Below are 24,507 nucleotides of genomic sequence, written 5' to 3'. Positions count from 1 at the left end.
CACTCCTTTCTATCGTATATTGTACCAAAAAAAGGCTACGCGCCATAATTGCGCGTGCCCTTTTCTATCATGAGTACGGAAGTAGCTTCGAATTTCTCCAATTAAGGAGTTTGGAATGTTTCGACTCAACATGTTCCCAGTAGCATAACCATTCTATGGTCTAAGTATAGGCTAAAAATATCTTTCTTATCAAAAGGCATTTGCCAACTATTTTTTTGTCTACTGTTAATAAATTAATTGTAAAAACTCTTCTGTTGAGACACCACCAAAGTATGTTGGTACGTCGATTTCAGCTAAAGCCTTTGCAATCGCTACACGGTCATAGTTTGTCCCAACTAGACGTTGCTCTACATCAGCCATATCGCCCACACCGAAGAAATCACCGAAAATATGTGCTTCTTCAATAACACCATGATTCACCTCTAAACGGATATCAATTCCACCTGAAGGGAAGCGATGTGTTTTTTGAATATTAAAGCGTGGAGATTTACCGTAATTCCATTCCCATGTTTGATAGCGTTCAGCGGATAATTTATGAATATTTGCCCAATCTTCGTCAGTTAGCTCATAATAGCGAATATTTTCTTCACCACCGAAAATGGACTTTAAAATTTCTAGACGGAATTCTTCTACCGTCATTTTGTCTTTTAAAAATTCCGAAATATTTGCTACACGTGAACGAATGGATTTAATGCCCTTTGATTCGATTTTATCTTTCTTTACCTTCAATGCAGATACAACAGCATCAATTTCTGTATCAAACATTAATGTTCCGTGACTAAACATACGGCCTTTAGTAGAAAACTGCGCGTTCCCAGATACTTTACGTCCTTCTGCTAAAATATCGTTACGACCTGACAGCTCAGCATTTACGCCCATTTTTGCAAGCGCATCTACAACCGGCTGAGTGAATTTTTTATAATTCATAAAGCTATCGCCATCGTCGTTTGTAATAAAACTAAAGTTAAGGTTTCCAAGGTCATGATACACCGCACCACCACCAGAGAGACGGCGCACAACGATAATACCGTTATCCTCCACATAGTCTGTATTAATTTCTTCTATCGTATTTTGGTTCTTCCCAATAATGATGGATGGCTGATTTATGTAAAATAACAGCACTGGCTCCTTCTCAACGTCCATTGTCTTTAATAAATACTCCTCAATGGCAAGGTTAATGCGTGGATCATGTATCCCTTTATTATCAACGAAAATCATAGTCGTTTCCTCCTTCACAAAATATCCATATTTTATTTTAACGTAAATTAGGCATTTTGTGTTGACGAAACGCATCTGTTATAATACACTAGAAAATAATAAAACAGTAATAGTACAGATGAACTTAAAGGAGGAGTCCACAATGTTAGAAAACGTAGTTGAATTTTTCAAGAACTTACCTGCAAAACAATGCACGGAATGCGGTGAAAAGATCGAAGAACAAAGCGAATGCTACAGCAACACTTGTGAAAAATGTAACTGCCTATAAGCATTTGCCTATTCTGTAGTCATTTCGTGCCCCACACGAACTAATAATGACACCCCTCATCATACATTTATGGTGAACCATTAATTAAATCTCTTACACTTACACAAAACAGCAGCTGATACGCTCATATCAGCTGCTGTTTTACTTTTAGACAAAAAATTAATGAAACCTTAGCTATTCTGTGCGGTGCCCGGCACTAATATATTTTCCATGCTAGCCGTATATTTTTTGACTTACCAAATAAAAGTCCACGTAGACTCCTGCGGGAACAGCACGAGTTGTAAGACGCAACAAATCGCGCTACAGCGAGGGTTGCGGCTTACACTGTGCCCGCGGAAAGCGAAGTGGATTTTTACGATTTAGGAGCTGATATTATGCTAAGTATCAATGCTAAGTACAGGCACTAATCGAGGGGGCGGCTTACACTGTGCCCGCGGAAAGCGAAGTGGATTTTTACGATTTAGGAGCTGATATTATGCTAGGTATCAATGCTAAGTACAGGCACTAATCGAGGGGGCGGCTTACACTGTGCCCGCGGAAAGCTTCAGCCGTAGTGGACATCCACGGCATAGAAAAAAGTGTTAGATTGACTGCAGTCAATCTAACACTTTTTTGTCATAGCCTCGCAAATTATTGATTAATTTTCTTCGGCTACTTTTGAGTAACGTCTTGTGTGTAATAACATGAAATAACCAAATGTAATGGCTAAGAACACAATTAAGTATCCAAATAACACACCGTAGTTTTGCCATAAATAAGACATGTCGCCTGTTGAAATGCTTGCTTTAAACGCTTGAACAGTATAAGTCATTGGCAGTAATTTATTGAACACTTGTAATGGTGATGGAATAAGCTCAAGTGGGAATGTACCCGCGCTTGTTGTAAGTTGTAAAATTAGTACAACAATCGCTATGAAGCGACCTGGATCACCGAAAATAGATACTAACATTTGAATTAATGCTAAGAACACATAGCTTGTCACTAAAGCTGTTAGAACAAAGTAGCCTAAATTTTGCACTTCAAGACCTAAGCCCCATTTTACGATTGCTACTGTTAATAAAGCTTGAACAAGACCGACAAATGCAAGCACTGTCACTTTACTTGTAAACCAGGTTGCACCATTTTTCGGACGAATAGCTGGTTCAACAAGTGGGAATACAATCGAGATTAGTAGTGCCCCAACAAATAATCCAAGTGAAATAAAGTAAGGTGCGAAACCTGTACCATAGTTTGGAACATGGTTAACTGATTCTTTTTCTACTTCTACTGGACTACCTACCATATCATACGTGTCATCATTTGCATGTACTTCGTTCGCTTTTTCACTAGCTTCACCTAATTTGCTAGATAGTGTAGCTGTACCATCTGCAAGTTCAGTCGAACCATCTGCAAGTGTTGCAGAGCCTTCTGCTAACTCACCAGATTTTGAAGCAAGTGTTGATGTGCCCTCGTTCAATGTTGTTGTACCACTAGCTAAGTCATTTAATCCTGAAGCTAATGTTTTTGAACCAGTTACAGCTGTGTTAACGCCAGCATGTAATTCACCAAGTTTATCAGCTAGTGTGGCATTACCAGCTTGTAGGCTTTGTGCACCTTTAACTAAGTCATTGCTTTTTGCTGCTAATGCATTTGCACCAGCTAAAACATCTTTTTGACCAGCTGCAATTTGTGTTGCACCACCGCTTACTTGGTTGGCACCAGCTTGTAATTTTTCAGCACCCGCTGCTAATGAATTTAAACCACTATGCACACTTGCACTTCCAGCTTGTAGCTCTGCTAACGTTTGTTTTAACGCTGCTGCTTGCTCTTCTGGCATTGATGCAATCGCATTTGTTAACTGTTCAGTTAGTGCTTTAATACCCGCTTCCACTTGTGCAGAACCATTCGATAATTGATTTGCTGAACTATTTAATGTACCAGCATTTTCAGCCACTGATGCAGCACCAGAAGCTATTTGCTGTTGTTTTTCATTTAATGTTGTAAGACCCGCTTCTACCTTTGCTACACCTTGTGTGTATTGAGATAGACCTTGTTCAAGATTTGTCGCCCCTGCAGCTGCCTGCTGTGCACCTTGCTGTAACTGAACTGTACCATTTTCTAATTTCACTAGCCCTGTTGATAGTTCGGTAGCACCAGTTGCCGCTTGCCCTGCACCTTTTGTAATTTTATCTGTACCATCAGAAAGTTCAATCGTGCTAGAAGCTAACTGCTCCAAATAACCTTTTAAATCTTTTGCTCCATTTGCTACTTTTTGAGCGCCTTCATCTAGCTTAACTGACCCGTCAGCAGCTTCTGTAAAGCCATCTCCAAGTGTTGCAATTGAATCAAATAATTTTTCTGCATATGTAGCAGAAACTTGTGAATTTACTTCTGCTCGTATGCGATCCATTGCTGTTTCGCCAATTTGCGCACCTAGGAAGTTTAATCCTTCATTTGGGATATAGTTCATCACTAACTTAGAAGGTTTGTCATCAAGTAAAGTCGTAGCATGTTCTGAGAAATTTGCTGGTATTTCTAAAATCATGTAATAGTCTCGACTATTTAAACCTTTTTCTGCTTCTTCTTTTGACACTTCAATAAAGTCAAATTGCTTACTATCGACGAGTTTATCGACCAAGGTATCTCCTAAGTCTAACTTCACTTCATCCATTTCTGCTCCATTATCTTCATTGACAACCGCTACCGGCAAATTAGACATGCCTGCATATGGATCCCAAAACGCCCATAAAAACATGCCTGCGTACATGACCGGGATAAATAGGACGGCAATTATGGAAACAAGCATTTTTCTTGTTTTTAGGATTTTCAGCCATTCAGCTTTAATCATATTTTTCTCTCACTCCTATACTAATTGACCGTAATCGTCAATTGGTCATTTTTCTGCAAAAAAATCACAAACTTCACAGTGCGTAAAATTTGTAGATTCTTCTCTAAAGAACTAGTCCTCGAAAGATTGTTTCCTTGAAAAGATTTAGTATCTTTTCTTCAGGAATCATGTCGCCATGAAGCTCATGCCAATCTACCACGAACGCTAAATACGCTTTTAACAACAGATAGCTTACTAACTCTGTATCACAATCTCGAATCTCACCTTTATCAATACGTCTTTGAATTAACGTTGCAACGTACGATAATATTTCAGACTCAATGCGAATTAATACTTGTTTTACTGCTGGCGTACGTAATTCTTTTTCTTCCTCTATTAACTTCGCAAATAAAAGATGCTTCTCACGGAACTGTAGCATTTTCATTAAAGCATTATGTGCATTATCCATGAAGCTAGCTGATACATCCAACACTGCATCCGCTTCCGCTTTCATCTCAAGTACAAGTGACATCGCAATCTCTTGAAATAAAATTTCCTTATTTGCAAAGAATGTATAAATCGTTCCTTTACCGACATTAGCAATTTTCGCCACTTGTTCCATCGTCGTTGCCTTATAGCCAAACAACGTAAATGATTTTGCAGCTGCTTCAAGAATTTCCTGCCTACGATCCATATGCGACATCCTTTCCTGTTAAGTTATGTACATCCTTTGTACACAGAAATTAAAATGACCAGAAAACCATTTCGGTCATCTGGTCATTATAATATTCCTATTTTAAAAATAATGCAAGCATTTATTGAATATTTTTTTCAATTTTTTAATGCTCTGTGTCCTCTGATGAATCTTTACCATGATCCGACATGTTCATATTAGCTTTTTCATCTTCTTCGATTACTTGTGTCATATCAGGTGTTCCAGCCGTAATTTGCTGCTTCGGCATATTATGAATACCATTTGCAGTAGTATGGGCAAACATAAAATATACACCGTCATGATCAAATGTAGTTTGTGCTTTATAGACGCCATCTTTTTCTAATTTACCTTCAAGCATTTGTCCTTCATCGCGTTTACCTGATTCCCACACTTCAAATTCAACGATTGCATCATCGATATTTTTTTTACCTTGTATAACATGTGCAGCAAGTTCGATAGGAGCATTTACCTCAACTTCTTTTGGCGTTAAAATTTCAACTTCTAACATTTGAGGCTCCTCCAATGTAGATGATGTTGCAGGTTTTTCCTTTTCCCCACAACCTACTAATAATGCGGGTACAGCTATCAATGTAAATAACCACTTCTTCATGTTCTATTCCTCCATTAACGGCATCGAAATTTTTACCTTTGTGCCTTTGTCTATTTCACTTTCAATTTCAATCTTGCCTTGTAACTGTTTTAATAATTGCTCAACAATGGATAGACCTAGGCCACTCCCACCATCTACTCGACTGCGCGCTTTATTAACACGATAAAACCGCTCTGTAACATGTGATAAATCTTCCTGCGGAATACCGATGCCTTCATCTTTAATAGTAATGAGCGCGTTACCGTTGTGTTCAATTGCTTCAATGTCAACCTTCGACTGCTCATAGGAGTAATTGATAGCATTTTCAATAATATTGATAAAAATTTGCTTTAGTTTCACTTCATCCGCTTTAACTATTAATTCATCATCTACAATAAGATGCAAAGTAATATTCTTTTTCTGTGCTTGATGCGATAAAATTTTTTGAACTTCTCGTAATGTCTCTGCAAGTGGTATCGGATAGAGAGCGATGTCCTTTTGTTCATTTTCCATTCGAGCAAGTTGAAGAAGCTCATTTGTTAAACGTTCCATACGATTTGCTTCACGCACGATTAACTGAATTGCTTCCTCTTGTTGCTCTTCTGCAATAATACCGTTTTGCATTGCTTCACTATAGCCTTTCACATAGCTAATAGGTGTACGCAATTCATGAGATACAGTTGCTAAAAATGTCTTTTGTGCCTCATCTTCTCGTTGAATTGCCTCTGCCATGTCGTTAAACGTACTTGATAGTCTTCCTATCTCGTCACTCGATTTTACAGGCACACGTGTTTCATATTGTCCATAAGACATCTGCTCTACAGCAGTTTGTAAGTCACTTAATGGACGCATAATATGTTGAATCCCTTTATATACAAAAAAACTAGTAACAATCAAAAAGACAAATGCACTCAAAAATAGAAAAATGACTTCTTGACTTGCCAACTCACTAATTTTTGCTAATGGGAAGTAAATATAAATTATCCCCTCTAGCCTATTTTGATCTACTAAAGGTAGTACTACTGAAATAAGCTGCCGATCGAATCGAGGTTCATAGCCAATTTTTTGCACATATTTACCTTCCAGCAATTGTTGCCGTTCTTCAGCACCTATCAATGTTTCATAATCAATATCAAAGGGGACACAGGCACTAAGTTCACGAGGGTTTCTAACAGCAAAAATATTTAAATTGGAATAATCATTATAATGTTCAATATTAGCAATAAATTCGTCTGTAACTTTACCACTCGTATACATTGTTTGTAGCTTAGTACCGATTTCAATCATATTGCTTTCCGTATCTTCCACGTAAAGCTGTTCATATAAAAAATCTGTCAGTACATACATAAAAACAACAGTTATAATCAAAAATGCGAAAATTAGTAGCCAAATACGAGTTGAAATCTTTTTCATTCTCCTGGATCAAAGCGGTAGCCTACTCCCCAGACGGTTTGTATATAGCCTGCTGCATCCTTTCCAAGCTTCAATCGTAAAGTTTTAATATGAGTATCAACCGTTCTTGTTCCACCTAAATAATCAATATCCCAAATGCGCTCTAGTAGCTGCTCACGTGAATATGCATTTCCTGGATTTTTCATAAATAAGTGCAATAATTCAAATTCCTTTAAAGTTAACGGAATAACCTTCCCCTCAACTGAAACTTTACGTGCAATTTCATCTAATTTAATTGGCCCAAAGACAACATATTTTTGCTCAAAATCTGCTATATTAGCTCCACTTCTTCTTAATACAGCATGCATTCTTGCCACTAGTTCATCATTTGTAAACGGCTTGACGATATAATCATCTCCACCGAGTGTTAGACCCTTTACTTTATCCTCATTGGCATCTCGTGCCGTTAAGAATATTACGGGCACATTAGACATCGCTCGAATACTTTGACAAACCGCAAAACCATCTTCATGTGGCATCATCACATCTAATAAAACTAAGTCGATTTGTTCACGAACAATAATATCGTATGCCTCAGTTCCACATGCAGCCGTAAAGGTCTCGAAATTGGAGTTATTGAGCATCATCTCGATTAAATTACGCATATCTTGCTCATCATCTACAATTAATACCGTTGTCACTTTTCTTCCTCCCTTACTAACAGCTGAAATGCACCTTTGCCAACATCAACTGTTTTTTGTACTTGACCATCTTTTATAAAATATAATGTATGGTCGTCATAACCAGCCACAACAATATAGTCCTTAAACTGATTCACAACAAATGGATTTGCACCGACTTCTTTTTCCCATAAAACATTTCCTTTAAAATCGACAACATATAATTCATTATGACCGTGGCTCACGACTAACACTTTATCCTTCGTCTTTGTTAAACCTACTGGCATTAAAGGCATTTCTATATTGCCACGCACAACACCCGTTCCAAGATCAAATCGCTTTACTGAACTATTCGGCTTGCTTCCTTCACCATGTCCGCCGACCCAAAGCTCATTTGTCTCCTCAATTATTACAATGCCATGCGATGATTTTCCTATTGGCCATTCCTGTTCTATTGTTAAATCCTTAATGGATAACACCGATAGTTTCGTATCTTTATAATTGACCACATAGAGCTTATCTTTGTAAGTAGCCATCGACATTGGATAGTTACCAAGTCGCTGTGAGGCCAATTCATTTCCTTCCACATCAAAGCTTGTCACTGTGTTCATCTTACTATTCGTCATAAAGAATTGTTTAACATCTGGATCATAATATACATTCGTCGTGCCTAGCTCTACTTTTTTTGAATAAAGCTTTTTACCAGTGGAAAGTGTAAAGACAACTATTTCATCTAATTGATGTCCATATAATAATATTCGGTCATTATCTAGTAACAATGCTCCTGTATATGCTTTATCGAATGACCATGTTGCAATCACGTTTCCTAGCTCATCAATAAAATCTAGTGAAGGCTCTTGTATATTGAGCGATGCAATAAAACTCTGATTACGGTCAATTGGCTCAAAAGACTTCTCTGTACACCCCGCCAACCAAATCACTTGTATAAAAGAAAAAATGAAGAATGCCCATTTTTTCATAATCATCACCTCTGCCCTTTAACTATACTTTACATTTGTGAAATCTGCGTGAAACTTGAAAGGTAAATTTATGACAAATTACCAAGTGATAACAGTGTATTTACACAATAAGAAAGGGCAATCTGCCTCGCAAAAAAACTGACTCTACATATACTACAAAGATTATTGAAAGGAGGAATCACAATATGATAACGATAAGTTTATGTATGATTGTGAAAAACGAAGAAGATGTTATCGCTAGATGCCTTGACTCAGTGAGAGATTTAGTCGATGAGATAAATATAGTGGACACCGGCTCCACTGACAAGACAAAGGAAATTGTTAAACAGTATACTGATCGTATTTTTGATTTTGAGTGGATTCATCATTTTGCTGATGCGCGTAATTTTTCCTTCCAACAAGCAACATGTGACTACATCCTTTGGCTAGATGCAGATGATGTGTTAATGGTGGAAGATCAAGAAAAGTTTAAAGCTTTAAAGGAATCTTTAACTCCCGATATCGATGCCGTCTCGATGAATTATCATTTAAGCTTCGATAACGAAGGTAATGCCAGTTCTCTTTTAAGGAGAAACCGATTAGTTAGAAGGGAGAAGCAATTTCGATGGATAGGAGCGGTACATGAATATTTAGAGGTTAGTGGTAATCTTTTTGAAAGTGATGTTGCAGTTAGCCATTTACCACTTCATCACGATCATCAGCGCAATATTACTATTTATAAGAAACTCCTTCAATCAGGAGAACCTCTCACACCACGCGACACATTTTATTATGCCAATGAATTACTGGATCATAATGAAATCGAGGATGCGGTATTCTACTATGAGCTTTTTTTAACAACCAAACTAGGCTGGGTAGAAGATAATATTAATGCCTGTTTTAAGCTAGCTGATTGTTATTCGAAATTAAATGATAATGAAAATAACGTAAGTTCTATTTTAAGAAGCTTCGAATATGACACCCCGCGCCCTGAAGCATGTTGCAGGCTTGGCCATCATTTTATGGAACAAGCAAAAAATCATGAAGCCATCTTTTGGTATGAACAAGCACTGGCAATGAAACCTAAACTAAACGCCCCTTTCCAAAATAAAACCTTTACTACTTGGTTGCCCCATTTACAACTTTGCGTCCTCTATGACCGTTTACAACAATACGAATTGGCCAATAACCATAATGAATTAGCCCGTGTCTACTTACCTAATGATCCAAAAATCTTACACAATAAAAACTATTTTGATCGTATGTTTAAAAAATCCAATGATAAACCTTGAATTACCTAATGAAAAAAAGATTTAGACTCTTGTAAAAGCGGGTCCTTTCTTCTCTCAATCTTATCGCCCTCCTCCTACGGTAATTTAACTAATTATAAATACTATATGTTTTACAAATTATCATATTAAACATCTAAAGTAGTTAACCGTCCACCTCCTCTATCATTTTTATGAATAGGATACTTGAGAGAGGAGGTGAATAAATGAACTTTGAAGATTACTTTTTAAATAATGTTTGCAGCAAATGTAAGACATTCCCTTGTGCTTGTATAAGAATCCCCGAACATCATTGTAGCATTTGGCCAGTTAAACCTACGGGCACTACCGGTTTGACAGGCGCTACAGGACCTACTGGGCCTACTGGTGCTACTGGTGCTACTGGTGCTACTGGTGCTACTGGCGCTACTGGTGCTACTGGCGCAACGGGCAACACCGGCGCTACGGGAGATCCTGGACCTACGGGACCTACTGGCGCAACGGGCAGCACCGGCGCTACGGGAGATCCTGGACCTACGGGACCTACTGGCGCAACGGGCAGCACCGGCGCTATGGGAGATCCTGGACCTACAGGACCTACTGGCGCTACAGGACTTCTCGGACCTACGGGACCTACTGGCGCGACGGGGCTTCTTGGACCTACGGGACCTACTGGCGCGACGGGCAGCACCGGCGCTACGGGAGATCCTGGACCTACAGGACCTACTGGCGCTACAGGACTTCTCGGACCTACGGGACCTACTGGTGACACTGGTTTACTCGGACCTACGGGACCTACTGGCGCAACGGGGCTTCTTGGACCTACGGGACCTACCGGCGCAACAGGACTTCTTGGACCTACGGGACCTACCGGCGCGACTGGTTTACTTGGACCTACGGGACCTACTGGCGACACTGGTTTACTTGGACCTACGGGACCTACCGGCGCAACAGGACTTCTCGGACCTACGGGACCTACTGGCGCAACGGGGCTTCTTGGACCTACGGGACCTACCGGCGCAACTGGTTTACTTGGACCTACGGGACCTACCGGCGCAACTGGTTTACTTGGACCTACGGGACCTACTGGCGCAACGGGGCTTCTTGGACCTACGGGACCTACTGGCGACACTGGTTTACTTGGACCTACGGGACCTACCGGCGCAACTGGTTTACTTGGACCTACGGGACCTACTGGCGCAACGGGACTTCTCGGACCTACGGGACCTACTGGCGACACTGGTTTACTTGGACCTACGGGACCTACCGGCGCAACGGGTCTTCTCGGACCTACGGGACCTACTGGCGACACTGGTTTACTCGGACCTACGGGACCTACTGGCGCAACGGGACTTCTCGGACCTACGGGACCTACTGGCGACACTGGTTTACTTGGACCTACGGGACCTACCGGCGCAACTGGTTTACTTGGACCTACGGGACCTACTGGCGACACTGGTTTACTCGGACCTACGGGACCTACTGGCGCAACGGGACTTCTCGGACCTACGGGACCTACTGGCGACACTGGTTTACTTGGACCTACGGGACCTACTGGCGCAACTGGTTTACTTGGACCTACGGGACCTACTGGGGCAACAGGACTTCTTGGACCTACGGGACCTACTGGTGCGACCGGTGACCTCGGACCTACGGGACCTACTGGCGCTACGGGGCCAACTGGACCTGCGTTTACAGAAGGTTTCTCTGCCTTCTTAAGTACTTTATCCGTTAGTACCTCTGCTACTTTAAGTAATTGGAGTGTAGCTTCACCATATTTCACAACACCAGCATTTAATCCAACAACAGGCATATTTACGGTTCCTACGACCGGTAGATATGCTTTTGAGGCAACTATCAACTATTCTACAGTAGCTGCCATTAGTCTTGGTATCGGTGCAGGTGTTAACCCTTCATTTGCAATCCGTAGAAATACAACGACAAATTTAATTAGCGGTTTATTCCCAATACTAAATTTATCAGTTACCCTATTAACTATTAGAGCAATTCTTGGAAGTGGCACCGTAACATTGGCTGGAGAAGTTAATTTAAATGCTGGTGATACAATCGATTTAGTTTACGAAGCAAATGGCTTAACTCTTTCCTTAACACTAGGAGGCGCTAACTCAGGTGGTATTGTATGGTCATGTCATAGAATTTCTTAAGCGTTGGTCATCTTTACAACTAATAAGTCCATAATCTATGACTCAAGACATTCTACTGTGGAGAAAAAAGTAATAATAGTTAAATTAAATAAAAAAGTAGTACAAATATAAGTTTGTACTACTTTTTTAGTCTTCCTGTATAAACATGTCGCTTAAAATTTCATTTGCAACTTTGCACCCCTGCTCTACGCATTCAGGAATTGAAATTCCTTCAAAGGAGCTACCTGCAAGTTTTACTGTCGGGAAGTGTTCATAGAGTTCTTTCTTCACCCGATCAATTTTTGCCTCATGTCCTACAGTATATTGTGGCATAGCATTTTTCCAACGAGAAACAACCGTCGTCACGGGCTCCCCTTCAATTCCTATTGTATTCTTTAAGTCTTGTAATACAGTCTTTTCAATCTCTGAATCAGATAAGGCAACAATGGTTTCATCGCCTACACGACCAATATAGCTTCGTAATAATACATAGTCTTGAGGGGTAGTATTTGGCCATTTTCGATTAATCCATGTACAAGATGTGATTGAAAAATCACTATTTCTAGAGACAAAAAATGACAGTGCATCCAAGTCACCTAGTTGCTCTTTTTTAAATGCCATCGTCACTGTTGCAATTGTTGCTGCTTTCATCGTATTTAACTCTGTTAAAAGTTGGTGATTACTAAACATCATTTGTGCAACATTATATGGTGTTGCAATGATAACAGCGTCAGCAGTTATATGCGAAAAATTATTTAATACGACCTGCACAGTACCATCTTTGCTGTGGTCAATTTGCTCTACTTTAACACCCTTCATAACGGTCCCTGGAAGTAGAGATTCTTCTAGTTTTTCGATAAGCGTCTCAAGACCATTTTCAAAAGTTTGAAAAATCCCCTTATCCTTCGCTATCCGATTGTAACTTAAAAAATTTGTCCCTGACTGTTTCATACCGAAAAGCAAACTACGATACTTTTGCTCTAATTCGTAGAGCTGTGGAAATGTAGATCTCATGCTTAGTTGCTCAATATCTCCTGCAAATGTACCCGCAAGTAAAGGTTCAACGAGATTTTCTACAACCTCCGCACCAAATCTTCTTCGAAAAAATTCACCTAATGGCTGGTCGTCATCCCGTGCAGAACGCGGGAGGACAAAATCTCCCGCTGCACGAATTTTACCGCTGAGTGAAAATAAACCTGATGTAATGAATGACGAGATATGTGGCGTTGCTCCAGACATCAGATTGCTCGGAATCGGGTATAATTTACTCCCAACAGCTATATAGGTTGGCCCCGAATCTCCAGTTAGCATCCTTTGTTCAATATTTAAATCCTTCGCAAGTGCCTGGACATGATTTTCTCGGTCGAAAAAGGATTCTGGCCCACGCTCGATAATAAAGCCGTCTTTTCTAAGAGTTTGGATTTTCCCGCCAAGACGTAATGACGACTCGACAAGTACGATATCTACCGGCAATCCTTTTGCGCGCGCTTGTTTTTGCATATAGAACGCAGCTGTGAGGCCTGTAATGCCGCCGCCAACAACAACTACCTTTCGTCTTTTTTGAGTCACCAACATCATCACTTTCTTTTCGCTTAGCTTAATTTTTTATGAATGGCATCTACCATAGCATCTATAAATAACGGATCTGTATTAGGCATTGCTGGACGATAATAGTTAGCACCTAATTCATCACAAACAACTTTACATTCATAATCGTTATCGTAAAGTACCTCTAAATGTTCTGTTACAAAGCCTACTGGTGTGTAAACAAATGAACGGTACCCATTCTGCTCATAAAGGTCACGCGTTAAATCTTGAACGTCAGGACCGAACCATGGCTCTGGTGTTTGTCCAGCTGATTGCCAGCCCACTTTTACATTTTTCACGCCCGTAGCTTCTTGAATTAATCGAGCTGTTTCAATTAGTTGGTCTTCGTACGGATCGCCCATTTCTTTAATTTTTACAGGAAGTGAGTGTGCTGAGACGATCAGACAAGCTTTTTCTCGTTCTTCTTCAGTCATAGAATCGAACGTTTCATTCACTTTACATTTCCAATATTCAATAAACTTCGGCTCATCATACCAAGATTCAACAGATGTAATTTTCAGGCGATCACCTGCTGTTTCTTCTGCACGGCCATTATATGATTTAATAGAGAAAGTCGAAAAGTGTGGTGCTAACACGATCGAAACTGCTTCTTTAATCCCATCTGCAACCATTTCCTCAACAGCATCCTCAATGAACGGGTGGATATGCTTTAAACCGATAAATAGTTTGTATTCTACCTCATCTTGCACTTCATTTAAACGTGCACATAAAGCTTCAGCCTGTGCTTCTGTTGCAGCTGCCAGTGGTGATAGACCACCGATAGCCTCATAGCGACTACGTAAATCTTCTAAATGCTCGTCAGATGGTCTACGTCCGTGACGAATATGTGTATAGTAGGATTCAATATCTTCCTCTTTATAGGGTGTACCATATGCCATTACTAATAAACCTTTAACTTTTTTCATAACCCTTTTCACCTCTAAATAATAGTTAAACTATATTTTTTGTATGATTTCTGTACGTCAACAACAATTACACCAAAAAAGTAGTGTAATTGCGTCATTTAGAATGTGCTCTTTTTCTTATCTTAAGAACGTGCTTGAATTTGTTGTGCACTATATTCATGAATAAGTGTTGTTAAACGTTTCAATACTGCTGGGTCAACCTCTGGAAATACACCATGGCCTAAATTAAAGATATGACCTGGCACCTCTAAGCCTTGATCGATAATATCTTTTGTTCGTTTTTCTATTACTGACCAATCTGCAAGTAATAATGAAGGGTCTAGGTTTCCTTGCACAGGCTTTGTAATACCTTTTGCACGTGCATCTTTAATTGGTAATCGCCAATCTAAGCCAACAACGTCAATCGGTAAATCATGCCACTCTTTCACTAGATGGCTTGCACCAACTCCAAATTGAATAAGCGGTACATTTTCTTTTTTTAACTCGCCAAAAATACGGGTCATAACAGGTTTAATGAACACACGATAATCTTCAACACTTAAGGCACCTACCCATGAGTCAAATACTTGTATCGCTTTTGCACCCGCTTCTACTTGCGCTGAAACGTCCGCAATAATCATGTCTGCCAATTTGTCCATTAATGCAAACCATGCTTTTGGTTCTGATACCATAAATGATTTGGTTTTATTATAGTTTTTAGAAGGTCCGCCTTCAATCATATAGCTCGCTAATGTGAACGGTGCTCCTGCAAAACCTATTAATGGCACATTAAGCTGTTCTTCTGTTAGTAATTTTATTGTTTCTAAAACGAAAGGTGTATGTTCCTTTGCATTGAACTCACCTAATTTTTCTACATCTGATACTGTACGTATTGGGTTTGAAATAACTGGACCTACACCAGCTTTAATTTTTACATCGATGCCGATACCTGGTAGTGGCGTTACGATATCTTTATACAAAATCGCTGCATCCACATTGTAGTTTTCGACCGGTAAACGTGTTACATACGCACAAAGCTCAGGTTGATGTGTAATTTCCTCTAATGAATATTTTTCTTTAATTGCACGATATTCTGGCTGAGAACGACCTGCCTGTCGCATATACCAGACTGGTGTATGTTCAGTCCTTTCCCCGCGTGCAGCACGTAGAAGTGTATCATTAAAAAGTGTTGTCATTAATTATTCCTTCCCCTCGATGAAATTCATATCATAAAAAAATCACTTGTTTATTCCATTATTATTGATATCCGTTTTCAATAGTAAACGCTTCCTCTGCTATTGTATAGTTTTCCTAGTGAAATGTCATAAAATTGTTCTTTCTACATGCTTTCTTTTTTGACAAAGCGGGTAACTTACACTTAAATGGAGTTAATCACTGATTATTAGACATTTATAAGGAGGGCAAAATAATGAATATTTATTTAACTTCTGGCACAGGAGAGTTTATGGAACAGGTGAAAAATAAGTATCCTGATGAACATATGATTTTAATGCATGGTGAAGGTAATTCTGTGCTCATTCATGAAACTGAAGGGAAATCTGTATTTGCTACACCTCGTAAATTTGAAGTGTTAGATTCGGTAAACGAATTAGAAGAACGCGGCTTCTTCGTCTTTAATAATATTCCTGTGACAGATGAAGGTAAACCTGTATTCGAACATCGTTTTTTAAATCGCGCACGTGCAATTGAAAACGAGCCTGGTTTTGTAGCGTTCCGACTATTGCGTCCATTAAATGGCGACACGTACATTGTTATGACACAATGGAATGGGCCACATTCATTTGAAGCATGGAAAAGCTCAAAAGCGTATAATACTGCACATGCACAACGTGAAGAACCAACTGGTGTGCGACAACAAAATATTTTCTCTGCCGCATCCTATGTTACGACCTATAGCGTTGTCCCTAAAGAAGACGACGAGGCATAATTTTTTAATAAAGGAGCACTTACTTATGAATCAACAATTACTCGACAAAATTGATGCTCATTTTGATGAAATGGTGGCCATTCGCCGCCATCTACATATGCATCCAGAACTAAGCTTCCAAGAGAAAGAAACAGCAAACTATATTATTGAATACTATCAAAAACTCGGTGTTCCTGTTGAACCAAATGTAAGTGGCTTTGGATTAATTGCACGTATTAAAGGTAGCAAGCCTGGTAAAAGAATTGCCTTACGTGCCGATTTTGATGCACTCCCTATCCAAGACGCAAAAGATGTTCCTTATAAATCAAAGGTAGATGGTGTGATGCATGCTTGTGGTCATGATGGTCATACTGCTACTTTATTAATAATAGGGAAGCTTTTATGGGAAATGAAAGATGAGTTAGTAGGTGAATATGTGCTGATTCATCAACATGCTGAAGAAGCAGACCCAGGCGGTGCTATCGGTATGATACAGGCAGGTGCACTTAACGGTGTTGATGCTATATTTGGTACACATTTATCATCCAATCATCCGACGGGTATGATTGGCTACCGCGTTGGACCACTCATGGCCGCAGTTGATAGTTTTGAACTGAAAATTCAAGGTAAAGGTGGACATGGTGCTCATCCACATCAAACGAAAGACGCTATTGTTATCGGCTCTCAACTTGTCATGAACTTACAACAACTTGTAGCGCGTCGAGTAGCTCCAACTGAATCAGCAGTTCTTACTGTAGGCTCTTTCGTTGCGTCAAATGCAGATAATATTATTGCAGATACAGCTTATTTGAACGGGACTATCCGTACGTTTGACAAAGATGTTCGCGAAACGATGGAACGTGAATTTAAACGCGTTGTGAACGGAACTGAAATTGCACAAGATTGCACAATTGAACTAGACTATCGCAAAGGCTATCCAGCAATCGTGAATCATGAAAAAGAAACATTATTTGTTCGTGATGTCGCACAAGACATTTGTGATGTTGTTGAAATACCAGCAACGATGGGTGGCGAAGACTTCGCCTATTATTTAGAGGAAAAACCAGGTACATTCTTCTTCACAGGGGCCGCGCCTGCTGAATATGCACCACATCACCATCCGAAATTCGATATTGATGAAAAAGGTATGCTAGTAGCTGCAAAAGTTATGTTAAGCGCTGCGCTAGAATATCAAAACGTGGAATAAAACAAAGAAAGCTCATTTCGCCTAATGTTCTTAGGCAAAATGAGCTTTCTTTTTTAAAATAAAACTAGAGTTTCCTCTTTAAGGTTTTGACACCTTTGCCGTTATTTCACTAACAACAAGGATAATTATCGTTGTTACATAGAACATCGGCTGCGTTACTCCGCATAGAGTGACAATAATAGCTTGAGCAATCATTGTCAGACGCACTACTTGCTTAACAGCAGCTTTACGCGCACCCTCTGGCAATGGATAAAGCATGTCCATGCGAAATTCACCGCTAGCTAATAATGCTTGCTTTAGCTGAATCGTCGTTGCAAAGCTTAAAGCGCCCGCAACAATCCATGTAACAAATGGAATATCTACAAAGGCTGCAATAACAGCGGAAATAGCAGTTAATCGGAGCCATAAATAAAAATGATCATCTGTACGAATAAACGTACGGAACACTAAATACTTTTGAGCATTTCCCTTTTGATAGGGTATAAAATTATAAAACCAGTCAAGCCACGCTCTACGTCGAATGCTTCCATGTAAATGAGGTACATCTGTAAAATAATTCGCGAAACGATAGAAGCTCATCATTCGATTTTGTTCTAGTTTTACAAAGTGCTCATATGGCACAGGCTCGTTCGCACATTTTTTGCGAAACACTAATACATAGACACAACCAATTATCGCTGCAACTAATGCTAGTATAAGTTGCATTTGTAGTCCCATATATACGGTTACACCAAATACAATAGCTCGTATTAGTCTATCTACCCATACATAATGACCACGTTCACTATAACGATAACTAAATTCTCCCTGCACACTAACAAACTTTAAGGCGATAACAAGGAAAAACAGTGACCAAATATTAGATGTTGTTAATTCCGTCACTGCTTTTAATAAAGGAATACTAATGATATAAACAATTGCCACAATCCAAACTTGTGACCAAAACGTCCACCCTATTGCCTTTTTTAAATACAGCGACATTTTTGATTCTAATGGCAATAAATACACTTGGTCTGGCTCACGCAATAATGTCGTTGGACGGCTAAATGCTAGTAATACACCAATTATCAAGGCAATTAGCCCTTCAGCTGGAAAATCAGACTCAACGATTTTCAACCATTCACTATATTGATAGCCCCCAGCTCCAACAAGAAACACAAGTACAAGCGCTATATGTCCAGTGAAAACAAATTGCATATATTTTTGTACTTCACTTATATAGTGCATGAAGCGCGAGGACCATACATCACGCAAGTTCTTCATGGTCCCGCTCCTTCGTCATTGCAATATAAAGGTCATCTAATGTTGCATGTGGCATTCCAAATGTTTTACGTAAATCCGCCATCGTTCCTTGCGCTCGAACGCGTCCCTCATGCAATAAAATAATTCGATCACAATGTTTTTCAGCTGTCGATAAAATATGCGTTGACATTAAAATGGATGCACCCTCTTTTTTCTTTGCATCCATCTGATCGAGCAATGATTGAATACCAAGTGGATCCAGTCCGACAAACGGTTCATCAATTATATACAGACTCGGGTTCACTAAAAAAGCACACATAATCATTACTTTCTGACGCATACCTTTTGAGAAATGCGATGGAAACCAATTTAAACGTTTTTCCATACGAAATTCCTTCAATAATACTTCTGAACGAGCCGCTAGTGTAGCCTCATCTAAACCATAAGCCATTGCTGTTAATTCTAGATGTTCACGCAATGTTAACTCATCATATAAAACCGGTGTTTCAGGGATATATGAAAATGCTGTGCGATACTTGTCCGTGTTTTCTTTTAACGTCACGCCATTTAGACGAATGTCGCCTTCTTTTGGAAGCATCGTTCCTATTATATGTTTAATGGTTGTACTTTTACCTGCACCATTTAAACCAATTAGCCCGACAAGTTCTCCTTTACCTATTGTAAATGACAATTCTTTAATAACAGGCTTTTTAGTATAACCGCCTGTCACATGCTGCACTTCTAATACCGACATACCCTCACTCCTCTTCTTGTTATTATTTTATCAAAAATTAGCAAATGATTCAGTTATGAGTATGATAGAATAAACTTACATATAAAAATTTAAGGGGGATTTTACGAATGAGCGATTGCCTATTTTGCAAAATCATTGATGGATCAATTCCAAGTACAAAAGTTTACGAAGACGAACATGTTTATGCATTCACAGACATTTCACCTGTTGCAAAAGGTCACACATTATTAATTCCAAAACATCACTGCCAGGACTTATTCGAAATGCCAGAAGATGTAGCACGTAATTTATATGCAGTCGCACCAAAAATTGCCAATGCCATTAAAGCAGCATTTAACCCAATTGGTATGAATACAATTAATAACAATGGTGCTGCAGCTGGACAAACCGTTTTCCACTATCACTTACATTTTATTCCGCGTTACAATGAAAAAGAAGGCCTAGGTTTAATTTGGCAAACACAAACATATACACAAGAGCAATTAACAGAAGTAGCCAACAGCATTAAAGCCAATTTATAGTGCCAGGCACTTAAACAATTTAGTACAAAACAGCTTATTAACTGGACATTTAACGCTATTGTCAAACGATCAATTTTAGCGTACAATCACAAATAAGTTTCGCTAACGGTCATGAGGACACGTTAGGAAACAAATAGATTAGCATAGTTGAGGAGAGATTAGAAATGAATACAAAAAATCTAGTGTTAATGGCACTTTTAGTTGGTGTCGGTGCTGCCCTTTATGTGGTCACACCAGGTATGGTAAATGGAATGAAGCCTGACTTCATGTTAACAATGATGTTTATCGGCATTTTATTGTTCCCTTCGATAAAAGAAACTTTTTTACTTTCTTTATCAACAGGGGTGCTTTCAGGTTTATTTACAACATTCCCAGCAGGTTTTATCCCTAATATTATTGATAAAGCTGCTACAGGTTTTGTATTTTTAGCAATCCTTATCGTGCTGAAAAAAGTTACGAATCATTTTGCTGTATCCGCTGTATTAGTTGGATTAGGTACGATTTTATCAGGTACTGTCTTTTTATCTGTTGCCCTATTTGTATTTAATGCTAACGTAGGCGCAACATTTGCAATGCTGTTTGTTGGGGTTGTAATACCAGCTGTGGCATTTAACGTCGTAGCATTTGTTATTATTTATCCTATCGTTGCGAAACTAGTGAAGCGTTCTAAATTCAACACAGCAATTTCGCAAGCATTATAAAACAGCACCAACCGCACTGTACTACTACTTTTTAAACGTAGAACGGATGTAGTCGCGGACGTAAGACGTTTTAAGCCTTAATATAAGGGAAGAAGCTAAACAGTGAGGCAAAATCACTCGTTTAGCTTCTTTTTTCTTTTTTTATCGACTGATTTCATGGTTTAATAGAAGAAAGATAACAAATATAGAAATGAGGTATTTACTATGAAAGCACAACCATTTTTAATCGGATTAACAACAGGCATTATAGGAGGCGCAATTGCTGTCCTTTTTTCAACACCTCAATCGGGCCAACAATTACGTTCTACAATACTTTCTAATACTGATAGTGCAAAGCTCAAGCTTCAAGATGTAAAGCATCAAGTCAACAACGTTAAACAATCCGTGGGCACATTAACAAATGAAGCAAAAAATAATATACCACAAATAATAAATGATCTAAAACATTCGATTACTATCTTCACGCAAGAAATCGAACCGACAAAGAATAATTTACAACAAGAAATAGAAGCATTACAGAATTCAATTAACGAAATCGAGAAAAACGTTGCACAATTCACCGAGAAAAAGAAAAAACCGCAAGAAAAAGTGCAGGCATAAAGTTTTATGCAAAGATTTTAAAACCTGTTTTTTTACCAAAAATAATTATAAAAATGTTATTTTTTAACCACTTTTCAATTTTTTAATTTTTCTAACTTTAAACTTTTTTTCTTTATTGCTATAATAATTTTAAAACGTTAAAGAAAGCAGTAGGTGATGGCTTTGTCAGAGGAATTATACACTCAAAAAGAAGCAATGCTATATAGTCAAAGAATTGCACAATTATCAAAAGCTTTATGGAAAGCAGTTGAAAAAGATTGGCAACAATGGATTAAACCATACGATTTAAACATTAACGAGCACCATATATTGTGGATTTCATATCATTTAAAAGGGGCTTCCATTTCAGACGTAGCAAAATTTGGTGTAATGCACGTTTCAACAGCATTTAACTTTTCGAAAAAGTTAGAGGAACGTGGTTTACTGAAGTTTTCGAAACGCGACGATGACAAACGTAATACTTATGTAGAGCTAACTGAAACAGGGACAGACCTTATTATTGAAATGAATAGCAATTATCATAACACATATCATTCTGTGCTTGAGGGTTCGCTAGCTTTAAAAGATTTGTATGGTCGTTTCCCAGAATTTTTAGATGTGATGGCTGTTATTCGTAATATTTACGGTGAGGACTTCATCGATATTTTTGAACGTTCATTTCAACACTTCCGTGATTCCTTTGACACATTAGAAGAACGTTCAACTGTAAAAGGATAATTTATGCTAAAAAAGGAGGCATTTCAGAAACATTTCTGAAATACCTCCTTTCTCTTGCAATCTTATAGAAATCAATTTACATTGAATAGGAACCTTCCCTATTATGGAGTTGATATTTAACATGCACTGTTGGAAAATTTTAAACCTTGAACATCATTATGGAACGACACGTATTGTAATAATGGGTGTAATTGTTTTTCTCACTGTCTTTTCCGTGTCCTATGTGACATTTAATTTATTTAACGATGAATATTATACTGATCATTTGTTCTGGCTATTTGTAATTGCCGTCCTTGCGCTTTATCCTATTCATAAATGTATACACTTTCTAGCATTATATGACTTACGCCAGCATCTCAAATTACGTATAAAGAAACAATTTTACTTTATTCCTGTACTGCACATGCGTATCCGTGAGCCATTATCTAAAAACCGATATATTTTCGCATTACTTGCACCATTTATCATATTAAATACAAGTATCGTTATTGCTACATGGCTACTACCTGCCTATACACATTACGGTACATTACTTTTAGCGTATCATTGTAGTTTATGTTTAATTGATATTCTTTACGTGAAGTATTTGTTGAATTCACCTAAAGATGCCCAAGTTGAAGAAACACCGAAGGGCTATGAAATTTTAGTACCACCTACAATTAACTGATTCGCTTGTACTTGTGTTTTATTGACGTTTTTTGATATGCTAATAATACTGAAAGAGGGGAGGAATAGACTTGCTATTAATGATTGTAGTTCTATTCTCGGTATTCTATTTATTTCAAATCAATCGCATGACCTATGCACTGTGCATGCGACGTGAAATTCCCGAAGAAAACCAACCAAAGATATTCCGAACTATCAATATACTTATCACAATTTTACTTGTTTCATTTTATGTTGAAATTTTATTTGCGGTCTAATGAAGATGCATCCGCGCCAGTCCGCACGCGGGTCATGTATTTAAAACATCCATGCAGCAATTGGGAATTTAATTGACGCCAAATTTTTTCGGCCTCGACCCAAGCGTGCGGAGCGAATGCCTAGATATTGATAAGAAAAGCTAAGGAACAGCATATCCTTAGCTTTTCGGCATTTTATTAATTAGTATAGAAACGCTGCACCAACAATAATTAATAAAATAAATAACACAACTAATAAAGCAAAGCCTGAGCCGTAGCCACCGCCACCACCGTATCCTCCGTTGCTCATAACTTCACCCCCTTTCTTTTCTATATCCTATGCGCTTTGAAATTTGAAATTTAGGCTATACTCAAGGGGGAACCATTTTGTTTTTAAAACGTTTATGTTATAGTAAAAAATGGACGAAATGAATTAAGGAGAGAATATCCATATGAAAAAGACTGTATTATCTTTAACATTAGCAGCCTCAATTTTAGCTCTTGGTGCTTGTAGTGGAGCTGATAGCAAAGCATTAGTTACATCTAAAGTAGGCGATATTTCAGTATCTGATTTTAACGAAAAAGCGAAAACTTTAACAGGCTCTTATGTATTACAACAGATAGTGACTGAAAAAGTATTAGCAGACAAATATGAAGTGACTGATAAAGAAATTAAAGAACAATATGATGCAACTGCATCTCAGTTCGGCGATAGCTTTGCACAAGCACTAGCAGAAAATGGCTTAACTGAACAAGGCTTTAAAGATTCTTTACGCGTACAACTACTTCAAGAAAAAGCTTTAAAAGACAAAGCAATTAAAGAAGAAGACGTAAAAAAATATTATGAGCAAATGAAAACAGAATTAAATGGTCGCCATATTCTTGTAGCAGATGAAAAAACTGCGAAAGAAGCTATTGAAAAAATTAAAGGTGGCGCTTCTTTTGCTGATGTTGCAAAAGAATACTCAACTGATACTGGTTCTGCAGCAAAAGGCGGAGAGTTAGGTTGGTTTACAGTTGGTTCTATGGTAGATGAATTCAATGATGCGGCTTATGCCCTTCCATTAAACACATTAAGTGAGCCAATTAAATCAAGCTATGGCTACCACGTAATTGAAATTACGGAAAAGCGCGATGTAAAAGATGTAGGCTCATTTAAAGATGAAGAAGAAAAAATTCGTACAACAATGTTAAACAAGCTTACACAAACTGGTGAAGCACAAACATTGTTAAAAGACATCATCGCTCAATTAGCAAAAGATGCAAACTTCAAAACTTCTGATAAAGAATTAAAAGATGCATTAGAATCTTTTACAACAACAAGTGAAGAACAAGCAAAAGCAGATGAAGAAGCTGCTAAAAAAGCTGCAGATGAAAGTAAAGATAAAGAATCTAAATAGTAATT

Annotated in this window: 25 protein-coding genes; 12 read left to right on the top strand and 13 right to left on the bottom strand. The window is 38.5% G+C overall.

What is annotated here, in order from left to right:
- Positions 1-225: 225 nt before the first annotated feature.
- Entirely contained in the window at positions 226-1,218 is a 993-nt protein-coding gene (lplA, locus tag ACIQXJ_RS15215) for a lipoate--protein ligase (protein WP_403055437.1), read from the bottom strand.
- A gap of 142 nt (positions 1,219-1,360) precedes the next feature.
- On the opposite strand from lplA, the gene yhfH reads away from it, so the two are divergent.
- Positions 1,361-1,486, top strand: coding sequence for a protein YhfH (gene yhfH, locus ACIQXJ_RS15210; RefSeq protein ID WP_069514604.1), 126 nt, complete (start codon positions 1,361-1,363; stop codon positions 1,484-1,486).
- A 637-nt stretch (positions 1,487-2,123) separates the two neighbouring features.
- Here the strand turns inward: yhfH and ACIQXJ_RS15205 are convergent.
- From ACIQXJ_RS15205 to ACIQXJ_RS15180, 6 genes are all read right to left on the bottom strand, one after another.
- On the bottom strand, positions 2,124-4,313 hold the full coding sequence (locus ACIQXJ_RS15205) for a YhgE/Pip family protein (RefSeq protein WP_403055439.1): 2,190 nt from the start codon (positions 4,311-4,313) through the stop codon (positions 2,124-2,126).
- 103 nt (positions 4,314-4,416) lie between these two features.
- Positions 4,417-4,986: a TetR/AcrR family transcriptional regulator gene (locus ACIQXJ_RS15200; RefSeq protein ID WP_403055441.1), complete on the bottom strand. Its 570-nt coding sequence runs from the start codon at positions 4,984-4,986 to the stop codon at positions 4,417-4,419.
- A gap of 145 nt (positions 4,987-5,131) precedes the next feature.
- Positions 5,132-5,617 (bottom strand): FixH family protein, encoded by a 486-nt coding sequence (locus tag ACIQXJ_RS15195; RefSeq protein WP_403055443.1) that lies wholly within the window; start codon positions 5,615-5,617, stop codon positions 5,132-5,134.
- A 3-nt stretch (positions 5,618-5,620) separates the two neighbouring features.
- Positions 5,621-7,009 carry a sensor histidine kinase gene (locus ACIQXJ_RS15190; protein ID WP_403055445.1) on the bottom strand — a complete coding sequence of 463 codons (1,389 nt, stop codon included), beginning with the start codon at positions 7,007-7,009 and terminating at the stop codon, positions 5,621-5,623.
- The gene (locus ACIQXJ_RS15185; RefSeq protein WP_403055447.1) at positions 7,006-7,689 is read right to left on the bottom strand and encodes a response regulator transcription factor; all 684 of its coding nucleotides are present in this window, start codon (positions 7,687-7,689) and stop codon (positions 7,006-7,008) included. Before ACIQXJ_RS15185 ends, ACIQXJ_RS15190 begins: the two co-directional genes overlap by 4 nt.
- Positions 7,686-8,648 carry a YncE family protein gene (locus tag ACIQXJ_RS15180; protein WP_403055449.1) on the bottom strand — a complete coding sequence of 321 codons (963 nt, stop codon included), beginning with the start codon at positions 8,646-8,648 and terminating at the stop codon, positions 7,686-7,688. The genes ACIQXJ_RS15185 and ACIQXJ_RS15180 overlap by 4 nt, the downstream gene beginning before the upstream one ends.
- A gap of 185 nt (positions 8,649-8,833) precedes the next feature.
- Between ACIQXJ_RS15180 and ACIQXJ_RS15175 the strand changes: the two genes are divergently transcribed.
- Both ACIQXJ_RS15175 and ACIQXJ_RS15170 read left to right on the top strand, forming a co-directional pair.
- Positions 8,834-9,919 (top strand): glycosyltransferase, encoded by a 1,086-nt coding sequence (locus ACIQXJ_RS15175; protein WP_403055451.1) that lies wholly within the window; start codon positions 8,834-8,836, stop codon positions 9,917-9,919.
- Between the two features lie 203 nt (positions 9,920-10,122).
- Positions 10,123-12,060 carry a collagen-like protein gene (locus ACIQXJ_RS15170; protein ID WP_403055453.1) on the top strand — a complete coding sequence of 646 codons (1,938 nt, stop codon included), beginning with the start codon at positions 10,123-10,125 and terminating at the stop codon, positions 12,058-12,060.
- Positions 12,061-12,186: 126 nt separating this feature from the next.
- Here the strand turns inward: ACIQXJ_RS15170 and hemY are convergent, their stop codons facing one another.
- From hemY to hemE, 3 genes are all read right to left on the bottom strand, one after another.
- Positions 12,187-13,617 (bottom strand): protoporphyrinogen oxidase, encoded by a 1,431-nt coding sequence (hemY, locus tag ACIQXJ_RS15165; RefSeq protein WP_403055455.1) that lies wholly within the window; start codon positions 13,615-13,617, stop codon positions 12,187-12,189.
- Between the two features lie 14 nt (positions 13,618-13,631).
- On the bottom strand, positions 13,632-14,552 hold the full coding sequence (gene hemH / locus ACIQXJ_RS15160; protein ID WP_403055457.1) for a ferrochelatase: 921 nt from the start codon (positions 14,550-14,552) through the stop codon (positions 13,632-13,634).
- Positions 14,553-14,674: 122 nt separating this feature from the next.
- Positions 14,675-15,727: a uroporphyrinogen decarboxylase gene (hemE, locus tag ACIQXJ_RS15155; RefSeq protein ID WP_402890423.1), complete on the bottom strand. Its 1,053-nt coding sequence runs from the start codon at positions 15,725-15,727 to the stop codon at positions 14,675-14,677.
- Between the two features lie 233 nt (positions 15,728-15,960).
- Between hemE and ACIQXJ_RS15150 the strand changes: the two genes are divergently transcribed.
- Together ACIQXJ_RS15150 and ACIQXJ_RS15145 are read left to right on the top strand one after the other, a co-directional pair.
- Positions 15,961-16,479 carry an antibiotic biosynthesis monooxygenase family protein gene (locus ACIQXJ_RS15150; protein WP_401014456.1) on the top strand — a complete coding sequence of 173 codons (519 nt, stop codon included), beginning with the start codon at positions 15,961-15,963 and terminating at the stop codon, positions 16,477-16,479.
- A 25-nt stretch (positions 16,480-16,504) separates the two neighbouring features.
- Positions 16,505-17,665 (top strand): amidohydrolase, encoded by a 1,161-nt coding sequence (locus tag ACIQXJ_RS15145; RefSeq protein ID WP_403055459.1) that lies wholly within the window; start codon positions 16,505-16,507, stop codon positions 17,663-17,665.
- A gap of 78 nt (positions 17,666-17,743) precedes the next feature.
- Here ACIQXJ_RS15145 and ACIQXJ_RS15140 read toward each other — a convergent pair whose 3' ends face one another.
- Entirely contained in the window at positions 17,744-18,928 is a 1,185-nt protein-coding gene (locus ACIQXJ_RS15140) for an ABC transporter permease (protein WP_403055461.1), read from the bottom strand.
- A complete protein-coding gene (locus ACIQXJ_RS15135; RefSeq protein ID WP_403055463.1) occupies positions 18,912-19,661 on the bottom strand; it encodes an ABC transporter ATP-binding protein in 750 nt (249 codons plus the stop codon). Before ACIQXJ_RS15135 ends, ACIQXJ_RS15140 begins: the two co-directional genes overlap by 17 nt.
- Positions 19,662-19,768: 107 nt before the next feature.
- Between ACIQXJ_RS15135 and ACIQXJ_RS15130 the strand changes: the two genes are divergently transcribed.
- The 6 genes from ACIQXJ_RS15130 to ACIQXJ_RS15105 all read left to right on the top strand — a co-directional run bounded on the left by ACIQXJ_RS15130 (position 19,769) and on the right by ACIQXJ_RS15105 (position 23,123).
- Positions 19,769-20,182, top strand: a complete 414-nt coding sequence (locus ACIQXJ_RS15130) for an HIT family protein (RefSeq protein ID WP_403055465.1) — start codon at positions 19,769-19,771, stop codon at positions 20,180-20,182.
- Positions 20,183-20,346: 164 nt separating this feature from the next.
- Positions 20,347-20,883, top strand: a complete 537-nt coding sequence (locus ACIQXJ_RS15125) for a tryptophan transporter (RefSeq protein ID WP_403055467.1) — start codon at positions 20,347-20,349, stop codon at positions 20,881-20,883.
- A gap of 204 nt (positions 20,884-21,087) precedes the next feature.
- The gene (locus ACIQXJ_RS15120) at positions 21,088-21,483 is read left to right on the top strand and encodes a YtxH domain-containing protein (RefSeq protein ID WP_403055469.1); all 396 of its coding nucleotides are present in this window, start codon (positions 21,088-21,090) and stop codon (positions 21,481-21,483) included.
- A 156-nt stretch (positions 21,484-21,639) separates the two neighbouring features.
- The gene (locus ACIQXJ_RS15115; RefSeq protein ID WP_029747195.1) at positions 21,640-22,200 is read left to right on the top strand and encodes an HTH-type transcriptional regulator Hpr; all 561 of its coding nucleotides are present in this window, start codon (positions 21,640-21,642) and stop codon (positions 22,198-22,200) included.
- Positions 22,201-22,321: 121 nt separating this feature from the next.
- The gene (locus ACIQXJ_RS15110) at positions 22,322-22,867 is read left to right on the top strand and encodes a DUF3267 domain-containing protein (protein ID WP_403055471.1); all 546 of its coding nucleotides are present in this window, start codon (positions 22,322-22,324) and stop codon (positions 22,865-22,867) included.
- Positions 22,868-22,937: 70 nt separating this feature from the next.
- Positions 22,938-23,123, top strand: a complete 186-nt coding sequence (locus ACIQXJ_RS15105; protein ID WP_010857338.1) for a hypothetical protein — start codon at positions 22,938-22,940, stop codon at positions 23,121-23,123.
- Between the two features lie 181 nt (positions 23,124-23,304).
- Here the strand turns inward: ACIQXJ_RS15105 and ACIQXJ_RS15100 are convergent, their stop codons facing one another.
- On the bottom strand, positions 23,305-23,412 hold the full coding sequence (locus tag ACIQXJ_RS15100; protein ID WP_080647610.1) for a YjcZ family sporulation protein: 108 nt from the start codon (positions 23,410-23,412) through the stop codon (positions 23,305-23,307).
- Between the two features lie 142 nt (positions 23,413-23,554).
- Between ACIQXJ_RS15100 and ACIQXJ_RS15095 the strand changes: the two genes are divergently transcribed.
- Positions 23,555-24,502, top strand: a complete 948-nt coding sequence (locus tag ACIQXJ_RS15095) for a peptidylprolyl isomerase (protein ID WP_403055473.1) — start codon at positions 23,555-23,557, stop codon at positions 24,500-24,502.
- Positions 24,503-24,507 lie beyond the last annotated feature (5 nt).

Source organism: Lysinibacillus sp. NPDC097868, from assembly GCF_044761135.1.
Classification (GTDB): Bacteria; Bacillota; Bacilli; order Bacillales_A; family Planococcaceae; genus Lysinibacillus.
Note: the sequence above shows the minus strand (reverse complement) of the source record. Positions and strands in the feature narration are given on the sequence as shown.